The organism is Nocardia flavorosea NBRC 108225 (assembly GCF_001613385.1).
In the GTDB taxonomy this organism is placed as follows: Bacteria; Actinomycetota; Actinomycetes; order Mycobacteriales; family Mycobacteriaceae; genus Nocardia; species Nocardia flavorosea.
Genome location: NZ_BDCG01000004.1, coordinates 247,540 through 270,496, shown reverse-complemented (window position 1 = coordinate 270,496; position 22,957 = coordinate 247,540). Strand labels below are relative to the sequence as shown.

Sequence of the window (22,957 nt, the reverse complement as noted above, 5' to 3'; positions counted from 1 at the left end):
CATCCCATGATTGAACGGTGACCTCCCGTGACCGCCTCCTCGCCGCGACCGTCGTCCTGCTGTGGGGTGTGAACTTCCTCGCCATCCGGGTAGGGCTCGACCACCTCCCACCTTTCTTCTTCGCCGCCCTGCGCTTCGCGATCATCGCAGTGCCCGCGCTACTGTTCATTCCGCGGCCACGGGTGCGATGGCGCTGGATCCTGCTCTACGGCACGGGTTTCGGCATCCTGCAATTCGCTTTCCTGTTCACTGCGATGCGAACCGGCATGCCCACCGGGCTGGCTTCCCTCGTACTGCAATCCTCCGCGCCGTTCACAGTGGTCCTGGGTGCAGTGCTGCTGCGCGAACGGCTACGGCCCGTACAGGTCGCCGGGCTGCTCGTCGCGGTGGCGGGTATGGCGCTGATCGGCCGGCACCAGTTCGCACACGCCGCGCTGCTGCCCGTGCTGCTGACGCTGGCCGCCGGATTCGGCTGGGCACTGGGCAATATCGGGGCTCGCCAGGCGAGCGTTGAGGCACCCGGACTCAATCCGCTGCATCTCACACTATGGATCACCACAGTGCCGGTACTGCCGCTACTGGCGATATCCGCGGTCTGGGAGGGGCCCACCACGGGGATGAAAGCCCTACTGGACACCTTCACCGCGGACGGCTGGCCAGCACTGGTGGCTCTGCTCTATACGGCCGTGCTGGCGACCGTGGTCGGGTCGGGTATGTGGACCTACCTGATGACCCGGTACCCGGCGGGGAGCGTCGCACCGCTATCCCTGCTGGTTCCGGTGGTCGGGTTCGCCACGGCATGGATATTCCTGGGCGAGAAGCCCGCACCGGCGAGCCTGATCGGTGGCGCGGTGGTCATCGCTGGTGCGTTTGCAGCCACCGCGGGCGCCCGCAAACCGACCGGCTCGCGGCGGGAGGTCCCGGCAGCGGCCGGGCAAACCCCCCCATCCGGGCAGGGAGATCTCGACACGCAGCAAGGCGCCGTATCGGGGGCAGGATCCGCCCCGGCACCGGAGCCGGATACCTCCCTGATTCGGTACGGCGGCAGGGTAACCGGAGCGGTCGTGCCCACAGACGCTGCACGCCCCGCCGCGCACGCGATCCGGTAGCGCCGAGTGTCCCCTCGGTCGATGCGCCGTGGACAGCCCATCCCGTTAGAGTATGGCGCAATCGCGACAGCAATCCGGATCGAGTAGTGGACACAATGGCACAGCATCGGTGGCCCGCCATGGGTACCGCAACAGCTTCTGATCAGCGGACCACCGGTTTCGGGGTAGTTTCCCGGCGTACCGCGCTCCGGGCGGCAGCCGCCGGAGTCGGCGCCGCGGCCGCGGCGGCACTACCCGCAGGCCCGGTAGCGGCGGCGAAAACCCGGGTCGCGGTACTCGGCGGCGGCGTCGCCGGACTCACCGCGGCACACGAACTCGCCGAACGCGGGTACGAAGTCACCGTCTACGAACGCCGGGCACTGGGCGGGAAGGCCCGCAGTATGGGCGTACCCGGCACCGGCAGCGGCGGCCGGCCCGACCTGCCCGGCGAACACGGCTTCCGCTTCTTTCCCGGTTTCTACCAGCACGTCCCCGACACGATGCGGCGAATCCCGTTCGCCGCCAACCGCAACGGCGTATGGGACAACCTGGTGACAGCGCCCGACGCCCGGTTCTCCAGGGCCGGCGGCGATGATATCCGCGCCCCGATGGCATTCGGCGATCTGTCCACCGTGACCGCCGACGGTATGCGCGAAAGCCTCGCCTCGGTGATCTCCACCATGTTGAAGATGCCGCCCCAGGAGGGGTTGTTCTTCGCCAACCGGCTGCTGGTGTTCAACACCAGCTGCGATGCCCGCCGGCTGCAGCAGTGGGAGCGGACCTCCTGGCTCGATTTCGTGGGCGGACACGAGCGCTCACACGAGTTCCGGGCGCTGGTTTCACGCACGCTGACCAGCCTGCTGGTCGCGGCCAAGGACGAGCTGGCCAGCGTGCGGACCATCGGCACGATGGGTGAGCAGTTCCTCGGCAACCCGCTGCGGATCGGCTTCGACGGGGGCCTGGACCGGGTGCTCAACGGCCCCACCAACACCGCCTGGATCGACCCCTGGGTGGCGCTGTTGCGCGATCTCGGTGTGCGGTTCGAGCTCGGCGCCGAGGTCCGCGGACTCGATATCACCGACCGGCGGATCACCGGCGCCCGGATCGTTTCGGCGAACGGCGGCACCGAGACCGTGACCGCGGATCATTTCGTGGTCGCACTACCCGCAGAGCGCGCTCGCGACCTGTGGAGCGCCGATATTCTCACCGCCTGGCCCGAGCTGGCGAAGATGAGCAGTCTCTACACCGACTGGATGACCGGAATCCAGTTCTATCTGCGCCGCGGCGCCGCGCTCGGCAGCGGTCACAGCGCCTATATCGACTCGCCCTGGTCGCTCACCTCGATCGCCCAGAACGCCCTGTGGGCGCGCAAACTGCCCGAATACGGCGACGGTACAGTCCAGGACTGTCTCTCGGTGGATATCTCCGACTGGAACTCCCCCGGGATCCTGTTCGGCAAAACCGCCAAGGAATGCACCCACGAAGAAATCGCGAAGGAAACGTGGGCGCAGATCCTCGCCCACCTCAACGACCGCGAAGAACTGCTACGCGATACCGATCTGCATTCCTGGTTCCTCGACCCCGGGATCACCTGGCATGCCGACCGCGGCGAGAACAGTAACGCCGACCCGCTGCTCATCAACACCGCCGGCTCGTGGGACGCCCGCCCCGAACCGCACGGCGGGGTAGAGAATCTTTTCCTGGCCGGCGACTATGTGCGCACGAATATCGACCTGGCCACCATGGAGGGCGCCAACGAATCCGCCCGGGCGGCGGTCAACGCGCTGCTCGCCGTCACCGGATCGGACGCGCCGCGCTGCCGTACCTACACCCTGTACCGAGCCGTCGAACTCGAACCGCTGCGCCAGGCCGACGCCGCCGACTTCGCCGCCGGCCGCCCGAACCGGTTCGATATCCAGTTCTGACAGCGAACCGCGCCGCCTTCGGGCCCATATTGTCACCAGGGCGTGAACTCACCTGCGCCGAGTGAGCGCGAGCGCCGCGGATCATTAGACTGCCCGGCGTGGCAGATATCTCGGTGCGCGGGCGAACAGCCCTCGGAGTGGCCGGCGCGGCGGCGTGGGCATCGCGCAAGGCGGGCCGTGGCAACGGTTCGATGATCGGCGGCCTGCTGGCCCTGCGCATCGATCCCACGATCATGAAGCAACTCGGCCGCGGCAAGCGGACCGTGCTGATCACCGGCACCAACGGGAAATCCACCACCACCCGGATGACCACCGCCGCGCTGAGCACCCTCGGCGAGGTCGCCACCCAGGCCGACGGCGCCAATATGGATGCCGGAATCGTCTCGGCGCTCAACGCCCACCGCGACGCGCCGCTCGCCGCCATCGAAGTGGACGAACTACATCTGCCGCATATCACCGACGCGCTGAAACCCGAGGCGGTCGTCCTGCTCAATCTCAGCCGCGACCAGCTGGACCGGGTCGGCGAGATCAATATGATCGAACGCCGGCTGCGCTCGGGCCTGGCCCGCCATCCGGACACCGTCGTCATCGCAAACTGTGACGATGTCCTGGTCACTTCGATCGCCTACGACCATCCCAATGTGATCTGGGTCGCGGCGGGCAGCGGCTGGGCGATGGATGCCACCAGCTGCCCACGCAGCGGCGAACCCATTCTGTGGGAGGGCCCGCACTGGCACAGCACCGGCACCGATTTCGCCCGGCCACAACCGGATTGGTGGCTCGACGGGGATAAACTCTGTGGGCCGGAAGGTGCCCGGCTCCCCCTCCGGTTGGCGCTGCCCGGCCGCGCCAACCGCGGTAACGCCGCGCAAGCCGTTGCGGCGGCCGTGGCCATGGGCGCCGAAGTGGAGCAGGCGTGCGCGGCCACCGGCACCGTGCAGGAAATCGCGGGCCGGTACCGCACCGTGCAGGTCGGCGAACATGCCGCCCGGCTGTTGCTCGCCAAGAATCCGGCCGGCTGGCAGGAAGCGCTGTCGATGATCGACCACAGCGCCGCGGGCCTGGTGATCGCGGTGAACGGGCAGGTCCCCGATGGTGAGGACCTGTCGTGGCTGTGGGATGTGCGCTTCGAACATTTCGAGGATGTCCACGTCGTGGCCGCCGGTGAACGCGCCACCGACCTGGCGGTGCGCCTGACCTACGCCGGGGTCGAGCACACCACCGTGCCGGACCCGGTCCGCGCGATCGCTTCCTGCCCGGCGGGGCAGGTCGAAGTGCTGGCCAACTACACGGCGTTCCGCGATCTGAACCGTGACCTCCGGGAGCGCACACAATGAGCGAATCGACCGTCCGGATCGGGCTGGTACTGCCCGATGTGATGGGCACCTACGGCGACGGCGGCAACGCCGTGGTCCTGCGGCAACGACTGCGGTGGCGCGATATCGACGCCGAAATCGTGGAGATCACCCTGCCCGACCCGGTCCCGGACTCGCTGGACATCTACGCCCTCGGCGGCGCCGAGGATTCCGCCCAGCGCCTGGCGACCCGCCACCTGCTGCGCTATCCGGGCCTGCAGACCGCAGCCGGTCGCGGTGCTCCGGTACTGGCGATCTGCGCGGCGATCCAGGTACTCGGCCAGTGGTACGAAACCTCCAGCGGTGAACGCGTAGAGGGAGTCGGTCTGCTGGACGCCACCACCACCCCGCAACCCACCCGCGCGATCGGCGAGGTGACCACCACGCCACTGCTGCCCGGCCTGTCCGCCCCGCTCACCGGTTTCGAGAATCACCGCGGCGGTACCATCCTCGGCCACGATGCCACCGGTCTCGCGCGGGTGACCCGCGGCGTCGGCAACGGTGTGGGTGATGGCCTGGAAGGTGTGGTGCAGGGTTCGGTTCTCGGCACCTACATGCACGGCCCCGCGCTCGCCCGCAACCCCGAACTCGCCGACCACCTGCTCTGCCGAGCCCTCGGCGTGGAGTCGTTACCTCCGCTGGACCTCCCCGAAGTAGACCTGCTCCGTCGCGAACGCCTCCGCGCTGCCTGATCGCAGGACTGCGGCGACACTACCGGCAAGGGGGCCGGGCCGCGCGCGTAGGTTCGTGCCGTAGACACTGGGTGGGTGAGCTACGACCATATGCTGCTGCCATCCGGTGTCGCCGCTACACCGGCCGAGGTCGATGCGTATTTCGTTACGCAGGAGGGGCGCGCGGAAACGCCCGCCGTGGCGGCCCTGGCGGCCGAGTTGAACGACCGCAACGCCGAACTTCCTGAGGCGGACAGCTTTCTGAGCACGTCCGTCGGCGGGGTGCCGTACGGGGCGGCGCTGCATATAGCCAGTCCTTACGATGCGATCGGTTTCGTCCGGAGTCTGGTGTTCGAACTGGCGACACCACGCGACTACGCGGTCTACGACCCGCAGCTGACCTGGCTGATCGACCCGGCCGGGCATATCCCCGTCACCGTCACGCACGGCGGCGCAGGAGAATTCCCGTACCTGACCGAAACCCTCGCCCATTTCTGGGTTCGCGAACTGGCCGATCCGAATCCGTATCTGATCGTGGAACGGGAGCCGCAGGTCTATATCCAGACCTACCGGAATTCGGCGCAGGATTTCACCCTCGAATACCGCGACGGCGCCCCCGGCCGGCATTTCACCACACAGGTCGCAGGGGCGGATACCGTGGCCGAACTGATCTGGGCCTGGACCCGCCGCAACCACGAGCGGCTCGACCAGCTGTCCTGGGAACGACTGGAACTGTAAACGCCGGCTACTGGCCGCAACGGGTATGCCAACAGCCATGACACCGAAACAACAACCAACCCCAGCCCTCGATACTGCGAGACCGGCGAGAAATTCCTGGCGTAACCCGAGGGCGCCTGGTAACGCCTACGCGGCGTTGTGGTGACGTCCCCGGCACGTTCACCGATGTCGAACGGACCGCCACCGATCCCGACGTAACCAGCGGCGCAGCCGAGTCCTACGAGGCCCTGTGAGGTTTTGGCCCGTCCCTGCTTTCCGCGCTCGATGCGATGCGGCGAAGCCGCGAGTGTCGAGTGCGGAAAGCAGGGACCAAGGGCGGCCGAAACCCCGCGCCGGCGGAGTCGGCGCCAAAATTACAGCGGCGCCGAATTACAGCGCGCGGCGGCCGGAGAAAGCTCGGCCCAGAGTCAGTTCGTCGGCGAATTCCAGATCGCCGCCCATGGGGAGGCCGGAGGCCAGGCGCGTGACGGTGAGTCCCGGGAAATCGCGCAGCATTCGCACCAGGTAGGTCGCGGTGGCCTCGCCTTCGGTATTCGGGTCGGTGGCGATGATGACCTCGGTGACGTCCACACCGTCGTCCTGATTACCGATCCGGGTGAGCAGTTCCCGGATCCGCAGCTGTTCGGGCCCCACACCACTCAAGGGATCCAATGCGCCGCCCAGCACGTGATAGCGGCCGCGGAATTCGCGGGTGCGCTCGATGGCCGGAACGTCCTTGGGCTCCTCGACGACGCAGATCATGCTGCGATCCCGGCGGGGGTCTGCACAGATCCGGCACAGTTCGCCGTCGGCGACGGTGCCGCACTGCACGCAGAACCGGACACCGTCGCGGATCTTCTGCAGAACCGCTTGTAGCCGGTCGATCTCCGGCGGTTCCACTTGCAGCAGGTGGAAGGCGATCCGCTGGGCACTCTTGGGGCCGACGCCCGGTAGTTTGCCCAGTTCGTCGATGAGATCCTGAACCGGACCCTCGTACACCGCGATACTCCGGAACGGCTCAGAAGCCGGGCAGGCCCGGCGCGCCACCGCCGCCGGCGAGCGGACCCAGCTGCTCGGCCGCCAGCTGCTGGGCGTTGGCCATCGCCTGGTTGATCGCGCCGATCACGAGATCCTGCAGTGTCTCCACATCCTCGGGATCCACTGCTTTGGGGTCGATATTCAGCGACACCACCTCACCGGTCGCTTTGATCGTCACCTTGACCAGGCCGTTTCCCGCCTGGCCCTCGACTTCGGCAGCAGCGATCTCGGCCTGCGCCGCCATCATCTGTTCCTGCATCTGCTGGGCCTGCTGGAGCAACTGCTGCATATCGAACTGACCATCGGGCTGCACGGCATTCCTCTCTACGGACGAGTCACGATTCAGCCTAGTGGGCGGACCGCCGCGTTCGCTCAGGCCATGCGCAGGAACTTGCCCTCGCGACGACCACGTCGCTCGGCACCGGCCTCCGCCGCCGGTGCAGTGCACGATCCGCGCACGAACGGCGCGAAGAAACGACCGGTAACTACTCCGCGGCACTGTGTGTCCGCGGAGCGGCCGATTCTTGTCGGTGCGACAGTGAATGATGCGGGCAATCATTCGTTCGAGGACAGGAAGCACCATGGCCCCGACCATTGCCGCTACCACTTACGATTGCGCGGACGCCGCCGCACTGGCGGATTTCTACGCGCGCCTGCTCGACCACCCGGTCGATCCGGATGCCAGCGAATACGTCGCCACCGTCGGACGCGAATCCGGGCTGACGCCGCCGCTGTTCTTCTTGCAGGTACCGGATAAGACACCGGGCAAGAACTCGGTCCACCTGGATCTGATCGCGCCCGATCTGGCTGCCGAGGTCGAACGGGCCGTGGCGCTGGGCGCGAAGCATATCGGCGATTTCGACGAGCACGGCTTCCAGTGGGCCACGCTGGCCGATCCGGAGGGCAATCTCTTCGATATCGCCGTCCATTCCTGACTCGGGGTTTCCTCGCTCCGGCCGCCGCGGTGGCCGAAGCCGCTCCGCAGGTGCCGGCAGTCCGGCTCGCCGCGGGTAACTGTCACGGTTGGCCCGCGCCGGTCACCCGCGGCATGATCGGCGGTCTCAGCCGAGTTCGCGCTTCAGGTTGGCCAGCACCTCGGCCTGGATCTTGCGCAGACCCAGCGGGGCGAAAATACCCTCGAAGATGCCGGCGATCCCCCCGGCGCCCTGCCAGGTGGTTTCGAGGGTCACGGTCGAACCGGCACCGGACGGGGTGACCTTCCAGGTGTTGACCAGCGTCGAGTTGGCGTCCTTCTCGGTGACCACGGTATCGGCCACGGAAACCTGGGCGCGGATATTGCGGACTCGTTTCTCGGTGGCCTGCAGGGTCCACTCGGCCACGGTGCCGTCGCCCTGGCCGCCCTCCACCACCTTGTAGTCGCGATAGTGCGCGGAGAGAATCTTCGGCCGCACTTCCGTGTAGTCGGTGATGGCCGCCAGCGTGCGCTGCGGATCCGCTCCGACCTCGATCGAACTGCCGGCCTTGACCTGTCCCACTTGAACACTCCTTAGACGGATGGGTTCTGACAGCACCATCCTGCCCTGTACCCACCGAACACGCCCCGCCAGCCCGGTAATTACGGACAAATGTCATAAAGCCGACCATTCGACAAAGCCGATCGAAACGGTTACACATTGGATAACACAGCGGACGTTCGGAGCCCACTCGAAACAAACGTACCGAACGGTGACGCCGTGTTCGGCACGGCGCCTTGAAGGTTTTGGTTCGTCCACGCGGCCGGACTCGCACGCACGCAGGCCTGCGAATGACACAAATATGTGACATTTCAATCTGGATGAACCCCCTGCGCTGGCCGACCAAGACCATGTAGGACTAGCGTCTAGACGTGGCAATGAGTCTGTTGGGGAAGGCCGGCCACGGTCCGGCCGCATATGAATCCGGGTTCTCCGCATATCGGGCAGGTGTCGACCGCCTGCTCGCGAGCTACCATGCGATCCCGGCCGATGCCGATGTGCGATTGGCCAAGAAGACTTCCAATCTGTTCCGGGCGCGGGCGAAGAACAGCGCACCGGGACTGGACGTCTCGGGCCTGACCCGGGTGATCGAGGTGGACCCGCAGGCGAAAACCGCCGAGGTCGCGGGAATGACCACCTACGAGGATCTGGTGGCCGCCACCCTGCCCTACGGGCTGGCCCCGCTGGTGGTTCCGCAGCTCAAGACGATCACCCTGGGCGGTGCGGTCACGGGGCTCGGGATCGAATCCACTTCCTTCCGTAACGGCCTGCCGCACGAATCGGTGCTGGAGATGGAGGTGCTCACCGGCGCGGGAGAAATCATCACCATCACCCCCGACGGCCCGGATGCCGATTTGTTTCGCGGCTTCCCGAACTCCTACGGCACCCTGGGTTACACGACCCGCCTGAAGATCGAACTGGAATCGGTGCCCCCTTATGTGGCCCTGCGGCATCTGCGGTTCCATGACCTGCGTGAGCTCGAGGCCACGCTGGATCGGATCGTGCTGGAGCGCAGCCACGACGGGGAAGCCGTCGACTACCTGGACGGTGTGGTGTTCAGCGCCGGGGAGAGCTACCTGACGCTGGGGCGGCAGACCGACGAACCCGGGCCCATCAGCGATTACACCGATATGGATATCTACTACCGGTCCATCCAGCACGACGGTCCCGCGCCGAAACGGGACCGTCTCACCATCCACGATTACCTGTGGCGCTGGGATACCGACTGGTTCTGGTGCTCGCGCGCGTTCGGTACGCAGAACCCGAACATCCGCCGCTTCTGGCCGAAACGCTACCGCCGCAGCAGTTTCTACTGGAAACTTATCGCTCTCGACCACCGCTACAACATCGGCGACAAACTCGAGGCGCGTAAAGGAAATCCACCGCAGGAGCGTGTGGTCCAGGATATCGAGGTCCCGGTGGAACGTACCGCGGATTTCATGGAATGGTTCCTGCGCGAAATTCCCATCGAACCCATCTGGCTGTGCCCGCTGCGACTGCGCGATACCGGCGCCGCGACCGGAACGCAGCCCTGGCCGCTGTATCCGCTACGAACCGGCCGGACGTACGTGAACATAGGCTTCTGGTCGGCGGTGCCCAAATCGCCCGGCCGGATAGATGGTGCGGCAAATCGCGCCATCGAGAAAACCGTCACCGAATTCGACGGACACAAATCCCTGTACTCGGATTCATATTACGAGCCCGAGGAGTTTGCCGCCCTGTACGGCGGTGAGAGATACAAAGAATTGAAGAAACGCTACGATCCCGACCAGCGCCTGCTGGATCTGTATTCGAAGGCGGTGCAACGCAGATGACGACATTCAAGGATAGATCCGATGCTCTCGCGGATCTGGGCACCCGGCTCAGTATCGCCGAAGTCGTCGAGACCTTGGTCGACGGCGATGTTCCCATCAAGCTGACCGCCTATGACGGCAGCACCACCGGCCCGGTGGAATCCGATTTCGCGCTGGAGATCCGCAATCCACGCGGTATCAACTATCTCGCGAACGCGCCGGGTGATCTCGGCCTGGCCCGGGCGTACATCGCCGGAGATATGGACGCCGCGGGTGTGCACCCCGGCGATCCCTACGAGATCCTCGCGGCGATGACGAACCTGAAGTTCAAACGCCCGTCGGCGCTTTCGCTGGTGGCGATCGCCCGCTCGCTGGGCTGGGAGCGGCTACGCCCGGTACCGCCGCCGCCGCAGGAAACGGTGCCGCGGTGGCGCCGTATCGCGATGGAGGGCCTGCGGCATTCCAAGACCCGCGATGCCGAGGTCATCCACCATCACTACGACGTCTCGAACACCTTCTACGAGTACGTGCTGGGTCCTTCCATGACCTACACCTGTGCGTGTTACGGCGAACGGGATTGGACGCTGGAACAGGCCCAGGAGAACAAGTACCGGCTCGTTTTCGAGAAGCTCCGGCTGAAGGAAGGTGACCGGCTGCTCGATATCGGCTGCGGCTGGGGTGGCATGGTGCGCTACGCCGCCAAACGCGGAGTCCATGTCATCGGGGCAACCCTCTCGGCCGAACAGGCCGCGTGGGCGCAGAAGAAGATCGCCGAAGAAGGACTGAGCGATCTCGCCGAGGTGCGGCATTCGGATTACCGCGATGTGTCCGAGGGCCAATTCGACGCGCTGTCCTCGATCGGACTCACCGAGCATATCGGCGTCCACAACTACCCGTCCTATTTCCGGTTCATCCAGAGCAAACTGCGCGACGGCGGCTTGTTCCTGAACCATTGCATCACCCGGCCGGACAACACCCGCACCACGAAGGCCGGAGACTTCATCGACCGGTATGTCTTCCCCGACGGGGAGCTCATCGGCTCGGGACGCATCATCAGCGATATCCAGAATGTCGGACTCGAGGTTCTGCACGAGGAGAACCTGCGCGAACACTACGCGCTGACCCTCGCGGAATGGTGCAAGAACCTCGTGGCCAACTGGGACGCCTGTGTAGCCGAAGCCGGCGAGGGCACCGCGAAGGTCTGGGGGCTGTACATGGCGGGCAGCCGCCTGGGGTTCGAGCGCAACGTGGTGCAGTTGCATCAGGTACTCGGCGTCAAGCTGGGCAGCTCCGGCACACCGGAGGTACCGCTGCGGCCTTGGTGGCAGCCCTAGATCAACTCAGCAGCTCGTCCAGGAAACGGATCGGGACACGGTTCTCACCCAGCGTGCGAACCGTGTCCGTCCCGTCCGGGGTGGATACCGGTAGATCGTCGCGCAGGACCCGCAGGATCTCGAGGACCGCCGGACCGGCATCGAGCAGCGGCCTGGTCCAGCCGAGTTCGGCGCAGGTCGCGACCACCGGCGCCAGCAGCGCGGCAGCCTCGCCGACCCAGCCGGCGGCGGCCAGGGATTCGGCGAGCAGCAGCGAGAGGTCCAGCTCGGCGCGGGGCCGCCCCTGTTCCCGTATGCGGCTTTGGAGTGCCCGCGCATGCCTGGCCGCGCGTTCGTGTTCCTGCCGGGTACCACCAGCCAGCAGGGCCCGGATGGTGGCGATCTCGCCGGCCTCCATATCCAGCACCGACGGCACCGCGGGACGCTCGGGCTCGCGGCGGGGTTCGAGGAAGTCGCCGGCGACGGCCGCGGTACTTTCCGGGGCGCGATCGGGCGCGACCACGCCCAGCCGGAACTGCTCGGCCCGGATCTGCGCGGCCAGCCGGGTCAGTTGGTGGTCGGCGGCGATCCGTGCCCCCTCCGCCAGCCGCACCGCGGCCGCCGGTAGATCACCGAGCAGTGCCTTCACCCGCGCGCCGGTCACGATGGTGGCGATGAGCGATTCGATCGGCCCGACTCGTGCTACCAGCTGGTAGGACTCGTCGAACAGTTCCTCGGCTGCGGCCAGATCACCGCACCGGTATTCGAGCTCTCCGAGCAGTCCGGCGGCGGCCCGGACCCCGTGTGAACGCGGCCCGGCCCGCATCTGAGCCGTTTTGTAAGCCTGCCGGTAGGCACTCAGCGCCACCGCGATATCCAGCTGTTCGTAGGCGATGAGACCGCGTCCGCACCAGGCGAAGATCTCGCCGAGCGGCTCGCGGGAGCGTTCCTGATACGGTCGCGCCCACTCCAGCATTTCGCTCGCCGCCCGATAGTCGAATTCGCAAATTCGCACGTAGGCGTGGATATTGGCCGCTGTGGCGACCGTCCAGGCGGGCAGTTCGCTCGGGTGGCGCAGTGATTCGGCGACCTGTTCGAGTACCCCCGCGGAGCGGTCGTGCGAGATCTCGTCGGCCGCCGCCAGTACATCGGCCTGGCAGCGCTGTTTGCGCACTTCCCCGTCGCCCTCCGGGCTCCGGGACAGCACATTCGACAGCCGGCTCAGCGCCGACCGGGCCGCGCTGGACTGCTGGAGGTTCACATTGGCCCGCGCGACCGCCATCAGCAGCTTCGACCGCGAGGCCACCTGCTGGACGGGCAGCTTGGACACCGAACCGAGCAGTGTCGCGACCCGCGAACCGTCGACCAGATCCATCCCGCCGTTCTCGAGCAGGTCCAGCGCCGTCTTGAAATCGGTCCCGGCCAGCGAATGGTCCACCGCGCGGCGCAGCAACTGGTGTTCGGCATACCAGCGCGCGGCCCGGCGGTGCAGGGTTTTCACCCGGCCCGGATCCGTCCGGTCCAGGCGGGCACGCAGATATTCGGCGAACAACGGCTGCATCTGGAACCATTCCGGTTCGTCATCGGCGCGCCGCACGAACAACTCGCGCCGCTCGGCCTGCTCCAGCAGCCGCGGCGCCTCGGAGTTGCCGGTGAGCGCGATGGCCAGCGAACCGTTCGCCTGCTCGGCCACCGCGATCACGGCGAGGAAGTCGAGCATCTCGGGCTCGAGGGCGTCCAGCACGTTCTCGGCCAGATATTCGCGGATACCGTGCCCGCCCTCGGACAGGCGTTCCACCAGGACGGCCGGATCGGGGTCGTCGCGCAGCGCGAGACTGATCAACTGGATCGCCGCGGGCCAGCCGTCGGTGGCGGTGTACAGCCGATCCAACTGCTCGTCGTCGAGAGCGAAACCGTTGCGGCGTACCAAGATCTCCCCGACCTCGGCGCGGGTGAGCCGCAGCTGCGCGGAATCGACCTGCACCAGTTCGTCGTTCATTCGCATCCGGCCGATGGGAAGTTCCGAAGGATCGCGGCTGGTCACCACGAGCCGCAGATGGTGGCACCCGCTGTCCAGCAGGCTCGACAGCACCCGTTTCGCGCCGGGGTCGGAAAGCCGATGCCAGTCGTCGATGATCACCACTACCGGTTCCCCGCTGGTGTGTAGTTCGGTGATCAGGCTGGATACCGCGATGGTGACCGAATCCGCGGGCCGCTCCTCGAGCATCTGCCCCAAACCCGTCCCGATATCGGGCCGTACTCGGTGAATGGCCTCGATGAGGTGTGCGAGGAACCAGACCTCGTGGTCGTCGCCGCTGTCGATCCCGATCCAGGCGACCGGTAGTCCGAGCCCCTCCAGCTCGTCGCGCCACTGCGCCGCCAGCACGCTCTTACCGAACCCGGCGGGGGCGTGGATCACGGTGAGCCGGCGTTCCACACCGGTGCGCAGAATATCGAGCAGCCGGGGCCGGCGCACCGGCTCCCGGGGTGGCGTCGGCGGCCGGAACTTCGTGGCCGGGCTCGGCGGCAGGGTGGCCGGGGACCGCCGTTGCGCGCCCGACACCGCTTTCCGCCGGCCGGAAGTGCTGCCGCGCGGACCGGTCTCGCCGGTGGTCCTCCGTGGACGTTCGCCGGTGCCGCTCAACCAGCCGGCGGCCGTCGGCGGCAGCAACGGCCAGCTGCGGCGGGCGGTCACCGCGGGCGGCTGCCGGTCGTGCGCCGGTGGCCCCGTTTCCACCGCGGTGATCTCCGGGTCCAGTAACGCCATATCGTCGGGGACCTGGCCGTGCGCTATCTGAACCTCTCGCAACATCTCACCGAACTCGTAGGCGGAGACCGGGCGGTCCTGCGGGTCCTGCGCCATCGCCTCCTCGATGGCGGCGGCCACATCGGCCGGTATGTCCTGGTCACGGAGATCGGGCACCGATTCCGTGGTGATCCGCAAGAATTGCGCGACCACCCGTTCACCGGCCTGCCGTTCGAATGCCGCATGACCGGTGAGCAGAGCGAACAATGTCGCGCCCAGTCCGTACACATCGGATCGGACGGTGGGTTCCTCGCCTTTGAGCACCTCGGGCGCGGTGAACGCCGGCGAGCCGGTGATCTGACTGTCCGACGTGCGGAAACCGCCGGGCATTCGGGCGATCCCGAAATCGGTGAGCTGCGGTTCGCCGTAGGAACTGAGCAGCACATTGGCCGGTTTCACATCGCGGTGCAGAATGCGGGTCCGGTGGGCGCTCTCGATCGCCCCGGCCAGTTTCACTCCGGCACGGAGAGTATCGGCCCAGCTCAGCGGCCCCAGGTCATGGACGAGGCGTTCCAGCGACCCGTGCGTCGCGAACGGCATCACGATGAACGGCAGGCCACTGGCTGTCACATCCACCTGCAGGATGTCGACGATATTCGGATGCCCGGACAGCCGCCCCATGGCGTGCTCTTCACGCAGGAAGCGTTCCCGGCTCTCCGGGTCCAGGTCCGACGACAGCACCTTCACCGCGACCACACGGTCCAGTGCCCGCTGCACACACCGATATACGACGCCGAAGCCGCCGCGGCCGATCTCCTGCGCCTCGGTCAGCCCCATGGCGGCCAAGTCCTCGACTATGCGCTCCGGTTCGGCGCCCGCGGTCTCCGGTCCCGGTCCCGGAACCGCCATCGTGGGCTCGGGGCCACCGCTGTCGGGGTCGGCTCCGCTGGGGTCATCGCTGCCGGACTCGGTGCTGCCGGGAGCCGCATCACCGTACTCCGGAGGCTCCTCGGTGCTCGGATGCGCCGCCTGTTCCGAAGCTCCCGGGCCGGACCTACCGCTTTCCACCCCAGTGCTTTCCGGCTCGGCGGCGGCAGTGGCGTAGGAGTCCTCCGATTCGCGGCCCGGTGGGCCCGAACGCGTTCGTGGAATCATCTCACCACCTCGCACTCGTTACGAACCGGCTGCGGTGGAGTACGCCGCCGCGGCGCCGTTCCGGTATCCACTTCCAACGTAGCGCGCGCAATACCCGGATGCGCGGCTTTCCTCCTTGCTCGCGTGTTGAGTTCTCTGCAGGGCGTTCACCGCCCCGCGCAACCGCTGAACACGCTGGTCGGCGAAGGCCTGTATGTAGTTCTGGCGAGCCGGGCACCGTCGCGCTGCTCGGCGGCACACTTACCGGGCGGCCCCCGGACAAGCCGGCTGATAAAGGTATATCCCTGGTATCCGACAACAAACCGGCCGCGCTGCCCGGGTCGCGTTCCGATCCCAATAGATGTATCGGTCGCCCCGGCCCGGCCGTTGCCGATTCCCGGCGAACCTTCGAAGCTTCCGAGGTCGGCCGCAACCGAACACATTCGGCGACACGCCGAGCGGAGCGAATTACTCCAGGGCGTGGTGTGAACCCGGTCGAGACACCGAGCAGTTCCGCGAGCTCAGCGAAACCCGAGAGTTCGGCACCGGAGGAGCCGCGAAAAAACACAGCCCGCCCCACGGAAAGGCGGGGCGGGCTGTGCCGATCGTCCGAATCGGACTGTTCGTCCGGTCCGGGACTACTTGCGCAGCGAGGCCGGGACCTCGAAGCGCTTACCGTACTTCTCGGCCAGTTCGTCGGCGCGGGCCACGAAGGCTTCCTGGCCGCCGGGGTAGCCGACGATGAACTGGTGCACGCCACCGGTCCAGGCCGGGAACCCGATACCGAAGATCGAGCCGATATTCGCGTCCGCAGTGGACTCGAGCACGCCTTCGTCGAAGCACTTCTGGGTTTCGATGGCCTCGGCGAACAGCATGCGGTCGATCAGGTCCTGCAGCGGCACGCCGAAACCGGCCGTGGTCTTGAAGTGCTCACGCAGCTGCGGCCAGATGTTGAGACGCTTGCCGTTCTCGTCGTACTCGTAGAAACCGGCCTTCTCGAGACGCCCCGGGCGCCCCTGCTCGACCATGTAATCCACCACGTCGATGGCCGGATGCCGTTCGGTGCCCATGGCGGCGTCGCCGGCCTTGGCAGCCTCCTCGGTCTCCCGGGCGATCTTCTGCATGAGCTTCATGTTCAGCTCATCGGTCAGCTGCAGCGGCGGGGCCGGGTAGCCTGCCTGCGAACCGGCCTGCTCGATGGTGGCGGGCTCGATACCCTCACCCAGCATGGCGATCGCCTCGTTGACGAAGGTGCCGATCACGCGGGAGGTGAAGAAACCGCGGCTGTCGTTGACGACGATCGGGGTCTTCTTGATGGCGAGGGTGTAGTCGAACACCCGGGCCAGGGCCTCGTCGGAGGTCTTCTCACCCTTGATGATCTCGACCAGCGGCATCTTGTCGACCGGCGAGAAGAAGTGGATACCGATGAAGTCCTGCTCGCGCTTGACACCCGCGGCCAGACCGGTGATCGGCAGAGTGGAGGTGTTGGAGCCCAGCAGCGCGTCCGGGGTGACGATATCCTCGATCTCCTGGAACACCTTGTGCTTGAGCTCGGTGCTCTCGAAGACGGCCTCGATCACGAAGTCGACGCCCTCGAAGTCGGCGACATCGGCGCTCGGCTTGATCCGGTCGAGCAGTGCCTTGGACTTCTCCTCGGTGGTCTTGCCCCGGGACAGCGCCTTGGCCTCGATCTTCTCCGAGTAGCCCTTACCGCGTTCGGCCGCCTCGATGGTGACGTCCTTGAGCACGACCTCGTAGCCGGCCTTGGCGGAGACGTAGGCGATACCCGCGCCCATCATGCCCGCGCCGAGCACGCCGATCTTCTTGATCTCGCGCTTGGGCACATCCTTGGGCCGCGAACCACCGTTGTTGATGGTCTGCAGGTCGAAGAAGAACGCCTGGATCATGTTCTTCGCGACCGGCCCGGTGAGCAGGTGCACGAAGTAGCGGGACTCGATCAGCGAGGCATCGTCGATGCCGACCTGCGAGCCCTCGACCGCCGCGGCCATGATGGCGCGCGGGGCGGGCATGTTCGCGCCCTTGAGCTGCTTGCGCAGGTTGGCCGGGAAGGCCGGGAGCTGGGCGGCGAACGCCGGGCTGGCGGGGGTGCCGCCGGGGATCTTGAAGCCCTTCTTGTCCCACGGCTGCACGCCGCCTTCGGGGTTGGCCTTGATCCACGCCTTGGCGGCGGGCACCAGTTCGTCGATCGAGCCGACCAGCTCGTCGACCAGGCCGATCTCCTTGGCCTTGGCCGGCTTGTTGCGCTGGCCCTGCAGCAGCACCTGCATCAGCGCGTTCTGCAGGCCGAGCATGCGCACGGTGCGGATGATGCCGCCGCCGGCGGGCAGCAGACCGAGGGTGGCCTCGGGCAGGCCGATCACGACGCCGGGGATATCGGCCGCGATCCGGTGGTGGGTCGCCAGCGCGATTTCCAGGCCACCACCCAGCGCCGCGCCGTTGATTGCGGCAACGACGGGCTTGCCGAGGGTCTCCAGCCGGCGCAGCGCCGACTTGATCTCGCCCAGCTCTTCCATCAGCTCCGGACCGTTGTCCGGGCCGACCTGCATCATGTTCTTCAGATCGCCGCCGGCGAAGAAGGTCTTCTTCGCGGAGGTCAGCACGACACCGGTGATGTCGTCCTTCTCGGCCTCCAGCCGGTCGACCGTTTCGGTCATCGACTTCTTGTAGAGGTCGTTCATCGTGTTGGCGCCCTGGTTCGGATCGTCCATCGTCAGTACGACGATGCCGTCCGAATCCTTCTCCCAACCGATCATGTTGGCTTCGCTCACGGTTTTTCTATCTCCTTGAATCCGAGTCGGGAGGGTCAGACGCGCTCGATGATGGTGGCCACACCCATACCGCCGCCGATGCACAGCGTGACGAGGGCGCGACGGGCGCCGCGGCGCTCCAGTTCGTCGACCATGGTGCCGGTGATCATGGCGCCGGTGGCCCCCAGCGGGTGGCCCATGGCGATGGCACCACCGTTGACGTTCAGCTTCTCGTCCGGGATCTGCAGATCCTTCTGGAACTTCAGCACGACCGAGGCGAAGGCCTCGTTGATCTCGAACAGATCGATATCGTCCATCGTCAGACCCGCCTTGGCCAGCACCTTCTTCGCCGCCGGGGTGGGTCCGGTGAGCATGATGGTGCTGTCGGCGCCGCTGGTGGCGGTCGCGACGACGCGGGCACGCGGAGTCAGGCCGGAGGCCTTACCGGCCTCTTCGCTGCCGATGAGGACCAGCGCGGCACCGTCGACGATGCCGGAGCTGTTGCCGCCGTGGTGGACATGGTTGATCTTCTCGACGAAGTGGTACTTCTGCAGCGCTACCGCGTCGAAGCCGCCCATTTCACCGATACCGGCGAACGACGGGTTCAGCTTGGCCAGATCCTCCATGGTGGTGCCGGGACGCATATGCTCGTCGCGGTCCAGCACGGTCAGGCCGTTGATGTCCTTGACCGGGACGATGGATTTGGCGAAATAGCCGCCGGTGGTCGCCTTGGCGGCCAGATCCTGCGAGCGCACCGCGTAGGCGTCGACATCGTCCCGGGAGAAGCCTTCGATGCTGGCGATCAGGTCGGCGCTGATGCCCTGCGGTACGACGTAGGTGTCGTAGTTGGTGGCCGGGTCGAGCATCCAGGCGCCGCCGTCGGAGCCCATCGGCACGCGCGACATGGATTCGACGCCACCGGCGATGACCAGGTCGTCGAAGCCGGAACGGACCTTCTGGGCACCCAGGTTCACGGCTTCCAGGCCCGAGGCGCAGAAGCGGTTGAGCTGGAAACCACCGACGGTTTCGGGCAGGCCGGCGGTGAGCACGGTGGTGCGGGCGATATCGGAGCCCTGGTCACCGACCGGGGAGACGACACCGAGGATCAGATCCGAGATACGGTCCTCGTCCAGGTTCGGGAAGCGGTTACGCAGCTCCTGCACCAGGCCAGTGGTGAGATCGATCGGCTTGACCGAATGCAGCGACCCCTTCTTGTTGCGGCCGCGCGGGGTGCGGATGGCCTCGTAGATGTAGGCCTCTGTGGTCATATCGGAGTGTTTCCTTCCTAGGAATACGCCCGCCCGCACCTGGCGGAGCAGACGCGAGTTACCTCGCCGACCGGCCGTTCGACCGACCGTCCGTATTCAGTTGGCAGAGCGCCGGCGGGCCGGAGAACCCGCGCGGGCATACGCTGTACAAACCACGGCACGAACCAGCGGACGGGTATCCGGCGGCCCGCTCGTCAGGGCCCACCATAGAACCTTGTCTCGCGGAAGTCCGCAGCCACCCGCCCATAGTACCGCCGGATGCGAACTCCGGTTAACTTAACGTGGTCGAGCCGGTGCTTGTCAACCATTCAACGGGGTGGCGCCCAGCTCACTCGCCAGCAATTCCAGAGCGACCTCGTCCGGATCGCGCCGCTGGCCCGGATCGACCGGCCGCGCGGCGTCGGCGAGCATCTCCTGCTCCTCCTCCGGAGTGGAGGCCGGAACGGCACCGGATCCGTAACCGTAATCGTCCGGACCCGGGTCGTCCGGGAGGTCCGGATAGTCCGGTGGCGGTATGTCGTCATAGGGATTCCCGGCCGCGCCCGCGCCGGAATTGCCGGGTCCCGCCGAACCGGGGTCCCCGGTCGCCGCGGCCCCCCGGGCCTGACTGGGCCGGGAGAACCGGGGAGCCGGTTTACCGGACGCACTCGGCGCACGGTTCGGCTCCCCGCTACCGGCACCGGACTGCGCGGTTCCTGCGGCACCGGCGGCTTCCGTGCCGGATTCCCCGCGGGCGGTTTCGTTGTCACCGGCGCCGGGCCGGCCGGTCCACGTCCGGCGCGGACCGCCTCGACGCCCCCCTTCGGAATCACCGGAATCGGTATCACCGGACCGCCGGCCGCCCCGCTCCCGGCCCCCGGGACCGCGCGAAACCTGCTGACCGGCCACCACCCAGCGCACCGGATGTTCGTGCCCGAGCACCGCGGCGACCGCAGACCGGACGGCCCCCATCGGCTGCGGCTGAGACAACCGCTGCACCAGTGCCGCGTGGTGAGCGAGAACGATCTCGCCCTGCTCGACCCCGGCGACCGATGCCCCCGAGGTGAGCATCGCGCCGATGGTCGGCCCGAATTCCCGGACCTTCACCTTGATCTCGGCCCAGGCGGCCTCGACGGCCGCCAGCAATTCGGCGTCGGTATCCGCGCCGGCCGGCCCGGCGGGTGCGGTCGATCCGCCATCGGGCCGACGGGTGCCATCGTGATCGCCGGCGGAACTGTCCACGCCCGCGCCCGTCGCCGCAAGTCCCCGATCACCCACGCCGCCGCTCTCGGCCACGTCGGCACTCGCACGATCCCGGCTGCCAAGCGCTACCTGAGCCCCCGCACGACCTCGCTCCCCGGCCCCCACCGCCGGACGACCCCGCTCACCAGCATCGGCCTGCGCTTCCCGCCGGTCTCCCGCATCGGCGCCGGTAACTACGCGATTCTGGCCACCGGCCGCCTGAGCACCTCCACGACTTCCCTCCCCGGCTCCCGCCGCCGGACGATCCTGCTCACCAGCAGACGCCTGCGTTCCCGGCCGCTCTCCCGCACCGGAGCCGGCATCCATACGGCCCCTGTCACCGGCCGCCTGCGCGCCCGCACGATCTTCCTCCCCGGCTCGGGCACCCTGATGATCCCGATCACCGGTGCCCGCCTGCGCCCCCGCACGGACATCCGCACCGACCTGGGTGGTCCGGCCATCCCGCTCGCCGGCTGATGCCCGCGCTCCCGCCGGGCCTCCCTCAGCGCCGGTCCGCACGCGATCCTGGCCGCCGGGCGCCGTCCGAGCACCCACACGCTCGTCCGCACCGGCTCCTCCCGCTGGAGAAACCCGATCCTCGACTGACGCCCGAGGTCCCGGCAGGTTTTCCGGACCGGTGCCGGCGTTCGGACGATCCCGATCATCTGGCGTCGCCTGCGCGACAGCATGATCTGCCGGGCCGGTCTCCGCCCGCTTATTCGCACTGCCCGCATCGCCGGGGCCCCTGTCTCCGGCCTCCGAAGCGTCCTGCGGATGCCCTGAGCTGCCGGGTTCTGCGATATCGGGCCGCACCGTCGGCTGCGATGGTCCCGCGGGCCGGCCGGCCGCAGGCGCGCGGTGCGGGTCACCTCCGGGCGTCGCGACCGTTGCATCGGCCGACTCCTGTGCCGCCGAGGCCGTTTCGTTCCGGGGATGCGATTCCGCCGGTCGCGGAGCGGGACCGGCCGTGCGGGCGCCCGGTGGGGCCCCGTCGGCGGGACTGCCGGATGTGTGCGCGGTCTTGGATTCGCGCAGCGCCGCCAGCGCTTCGGCCCCACGCCGGCGGGACGGGTCCGCAGCCGGACGGGCGGGTGCCGGGGGCGCACCGCCGGACACCTGCGTCGCGGGCTCCGCAGCAGCACCGGCCGGAGCCGCCGCGACTCCGGAAGCCACCCGCCGCTCCAGTTGTTCCAGCCGCTGCAGAGTTGCGGCATCGGAGGTATCGGCCGCGGGCAGCAGCATGCGGGAACACACGACCTCGAGCAACAGCCGCGGCGCGGTGGCACCGCGCATCTCCCCCAGGCCGGCATGCAGGAGTTCGGCGCAACGGGTGAGCGTCGCAGGACCCAGCCGGGCGGCTTGATCGCGCATCCGGTCCAGCAGGTCGCCGGGGGCGGCCACGAGACCGCGCTCGGTGGCATCCGGTACGGCCTGCATCAGGATCAGGTCGCGCAGCCGTTCGAGGAGATCTACCGCGAAACGGCGCGGGTCGTGGCCGGCCTCCATCACCCGATCGACCGTGCGGAACAGCGCGGCACCGTCGCCGGCGGACAGCGCGTCGATCGCATCGTCGATCAACGCCACATCGGTCACCCCCAGCAACGCGACGGCGCGCGTATAGGTGACGCCGTCGCTACCGGCGCCCGCGAGCAACTGGTCGAGAACACTCAAACTATCCCGCGGGGAACCTCCGCCGGCCCGGATGACCAGCGGATACACCGCTTCGTCCACCGGTACATGCTCCTGGGCGCAGATATCGCCGAGCAATCCACGCATCGTGGCGGGCGGCAGCAGCCGGAACGGGTAGTGGTGGGTGCGCGACCGAATGGTCGGCAGCACCTTCTCGGGCTCGGTGGTGGCGAATACGAAGATCAGATGCGCGGGCGGTTCTTCGACGATCTTGAGCAGCGCGTTGAAGCCGGCGGTGGTCACCATATGCGCCTCGTCGACGATGAACACCCGGTAGCGGGACTCGGCGGGCGCGTAGAAGGCGCGATCGCGCAGTTCCCGGGTGTCGTCCACACCACCGTGGCTGGCCGCGTCCAGTTCGATCACATCGAGGTTCCCGCCGCCTCCCGGAGCAAGGGAAACACAGGAAGCGCAGGTACCGCAGGGGGTCGAGGTGGGGCCTTCCACACAGTTCAGCGATCGCGCCAGGATCCGGGCGGAGGAGGTCTTCCCGCAACCACGCGGACCGGAGAACAGGTACGCATGACTGATCCGCCCGGTATCGAGCGCAGTACACAGCGGGTCGGTGACATGCTCCTGGCCCACTACGTCAGCGAACGTTGCCGGTCGGTACTTCCGGTACAGAGCCACGCGGAGAGTGTAGGGCGCGACTACGACGGGTGGGGGCTCGGCCCGTCGGCCGACCGCTCAGGTGGAAGGGTCTTCCATCGATGTGTTAACAGCGTTACGCTAACGCCACTAACCTACGAGGCGGGG

The 22,957-nt window shown here is 67.4% G+C and carries 14 protein-coding genes and 1 pseudogene; 8 read left to right on the top strand and 7 right to left on the bottom strand.

Going from position 1 to position 22,957, the window contains the following annotated elements:
* Positions 1-17: 17 nt before the first annotated feature.
* The 5 genes from NFL01S_RS05065 (at position 18) to NFL01S_RS05045 (ending at position 5,777) form a co-directional block, all read left to right on the top strand.
* Positions 18-1,109 carry an EamA family transporter gene (locus tag NFL01S_RS05065; RefSeq protein ID WP_084492414.1) on the top strand — a complete coding sequence of 364 codons (1,092 nt, stop codon included), beginning with the start codon at positions 18-20 and terminating at the stop codon, positions 1,107-1,109.
* Positions 1,110-1,228: 119 nt separating this feature from the next.
* Complete coding sequence (locus NFL01S_RS05060) at positions 1,229-3,013, top strand: hydroxysqualene dehydroxylase (protein ID WP_062971914.1); 1,785 nt, start codon at positions 1,229-1,231, stop codon at positions 3,011-3,013.
* A 98-nt stretch (positions 3,014-3,111) separates the two neighbouring features.
* Positions 3,112-4,350: a MurT ligase domain-containing protein gene (locus NFL01S_RS05055; protein ID WP_084492413.1), complete on the top strand. Its 1,239-nt coding sequence runs from the start codon at positions 3,112-3,114 to the stop codon at positions 4,348-4,350.
* Positions 4,347-5,060 (top strand): type 1 glutamine amidotransferase, encoded by a 714-nt coding sequence (locus tag NFL01S_RS05050; RefSeq protein WP_062971911.1) that lies wholly within the window; start codon positions 4,347-4,349, stop codon positions 5,058-5,060. Before NFL01S_RS05055 ends, NFL01S_RS05050 begins: the two co-directional genes overlap by 4 nt.
* Before the next feature lie 75 nt (positions 5,061-5,135).
* The gene (locus NFL01S_RS05045; protein WP_062971910.1) at positions 5,136-5,777 is read left to right on the top strand and encodes a hypothetical protein; all 642 of its coding nucleotides are present in this window, start codon (positions 5,136-5,138) and stop codon (positions 5,775-5,777) included.
* A 369-nt stretch (positions 5,778-6,146) separates the two neighbouring features.
* On the opposite strand, the gene recR is transcribed toward NFL01S_RS05045, so the two are convergent.
* Both recR and NFL01S_RS05035 read right to left on the bottom strand, forming a co-directional pair.
* A complete protein-coding gene (gene recR / locus NFL01S_RS05040) occupies positions 6,147-6,755 on the bottom strand; it encodes a recombination mediator RecR (RefSeq protein WP_062972431.1) in 609 nt (202 codons plus the stop codon).
* Positions 6,756-6,774: 19 nt separating this feature from the next.
* On the bottom strand, positions 6,775-7,107 hold the full coding sequence (locus NFL01S_RS05035; RefSeq protein ID WP_062971909.1) for a YbaB/EbfC family nucleoid-associated protein: 333 nt from the start codon (positions 7,105-7,107) through the stop codon (positions 6,775-6,777).
* A gap of 268 nt (positions 7,108-7,375) precedes the next feature.
* Here NFL01S_RS05035 and NFL01S_RS05030 point away from each other — a divergent pair, with 268 nt between their 5' ends.
* On the top strand, positions 7,376-7,729 hold the full coding sequence (locus tag NFL01S_RS05030) for a VOC family protein (RefSeq protein WP_062971908.1): 354 nt from the start codon (positions 7,376-7,378) through the stop codon (positions 7,727-7,729).
* A gap of 126 nt (positions 7,730-7,855) precedes the next feature.
* Here the strand turns inward: NFL01S_RS05030 and NFL01S_RS05025 are convergent, their stop codons facing one another.
* Entirely contained in the window at positions 7,856-8,290 is a 435-nt protein-coding gene (locus NFL01S_RS05025; protein ID WP_062971907.1) for an SRPBCC family protein, read from the bottom strand.
* 356 nt (positions 8,291-8,646) lie between these two features.
* On the opposite strand from NFL01S_RS05025, the gene NFL01S_RS05020 reads away from it, so the two are divergent.
* Both NFL01S_RS05020 and NFL01S_RS05015 read left to right on the top strand, forming a co-directional pair.
* Positions 8,647-10,083: an FAD-binding oxidoreductase gene (locus NFL01S_RS05020; protein ID WP_062971906.1), complete on the top strand. Its 1,437-nt coding sequence runs from the start codon at positions 8,647-8,649 to the stop codon at positions 10,081-10,083.
* On the top strand, positions 10,080-11,396 hold the full coding sequence (locus NFL01S_RS05015; protein WP_062971904.1) for a class I SAM-dependent methyltransferase: 1,317 nt from the start codon (positions 10,080-10,082) through the stop codon (positions 11,394-11,396). Before NFL01S_RS05020 ends, NFL01S_RS05015 begins: the two co-directional genes overlap by 4 nt.
* A gap of 1 nt (position 11,397) precedes the next feature.
* On the opposite strand, the gene NFL01S_RS05010 is transcribed toward NFL01S_RS05015, so the two are convergent.
* The 4 genes and pseudogenes from NFL01S_RS05010 to NFL01S_RS35190 form a co-directional block, all read right to left on the bottom strand.
* On the bottom strand, positions 11,398-15,030 hold the full coding sequence (locus NFL01S_RS05010) for a serine/threonine-protein kinase (protein WP_245670541.1): 3,633 nt from the start codon (positions 15,028-15,030) through the stop codon (positions 11,398-11,400).
* 863 nt (positions 15,031-15,893) lie between these two features.
* Positions 15,894-18,044: a 3-hydroxyacyl-CoA dehydrogenase NAD-binding domain-containing protein gene (locus NFL01S_RS05005; RefSeq protein ID WP_062971903.1), complete on the bottom strand. Its 2,151-nt coding sequence runs from the start codon at positions 18,042-18,044 to the stop codon at positions 15,894-15,896.
* Positions 18,045-18,079: 35 nt separating this feature from the next.
* Positions 18,080-19,291 carry an acetyl-CoA C-acetyltransferase gene (locus tag NFL01S_RS05000; RefSeq protein ID WP_062971902.1) on the bottom strand — a complete coding sequence of 404 codons (1,212 nt, stop codon included), beginning with the start codon at positions 19,289-19,291 and terminating at the stop codon, positions 18,080-18,082.
* A gap of 1,959 nt (positions 19,292-21,250) precedes the next feature.
* Positions 21,251-22,831 (bottom strand): annotated as a pseudogene (locus NFL01S_RS35190) (DNA polymerase III subunit gamma and tau); the annotation flags it as partial.
* Between the last annotated feature and the right edge of the window lie 126 nt (positions 22,832-22,957).

Excerpts from the sequence above, each read along its gene's own strand:
- NFL01S_RS05060 (WP_062971914.1), top strand. The coding sequence starts at position 1,229 with ATGGGTACCGCAACAGCTTCTGATCAGCGGACCACCGGTTTCGGGGTA.
- NFL01S_RS05050 (WP_062971911.1), top strand. The coding sequence starts at position 4,347 with ATGAGCGAATCGACCGTCCGGATCGGGCTGGTACTGCCCGATGTGATG.
- NFL01S_RS05030 (WP_062971908.1), top strand. The coding sequence starts at position 7,376 with ATGGCCCCGACCATTGCCGCTACCACTTACGATTGCGCGGACGCCGCC.
- NFL01S_RS05020 (WP_062971906.1), top strand. The coding sequence starts at position 8,647 with ATGAGTCTGTTGGGGAAGGCCGGCCACGGTCCGGCCGCATATGAATCC.
- NFL01S_RS05015 (WP_062971904.1), top strand. The coding sequence starts at position 10,080 with ATGACGACATTCAAGGATAGATCCGATGCTCTCGCGGATCTGGGCACC.
- NFL01S_RS05010 (WP_245670541.1), bottom strand. The coding sequence starts at position 15,030 with ATGGCGGTTCCGGGACCGGGACCGGAGACCGCGGGCGCCGAACCGGAG.
- NFL01S_RS05000 (WP_062971902.1), bottom strand. The coding sequence starts at position 19,291 with ATGACCACAGAGGCCTACATCTACGAGGCCATCCGCACCCCGCGCGGC.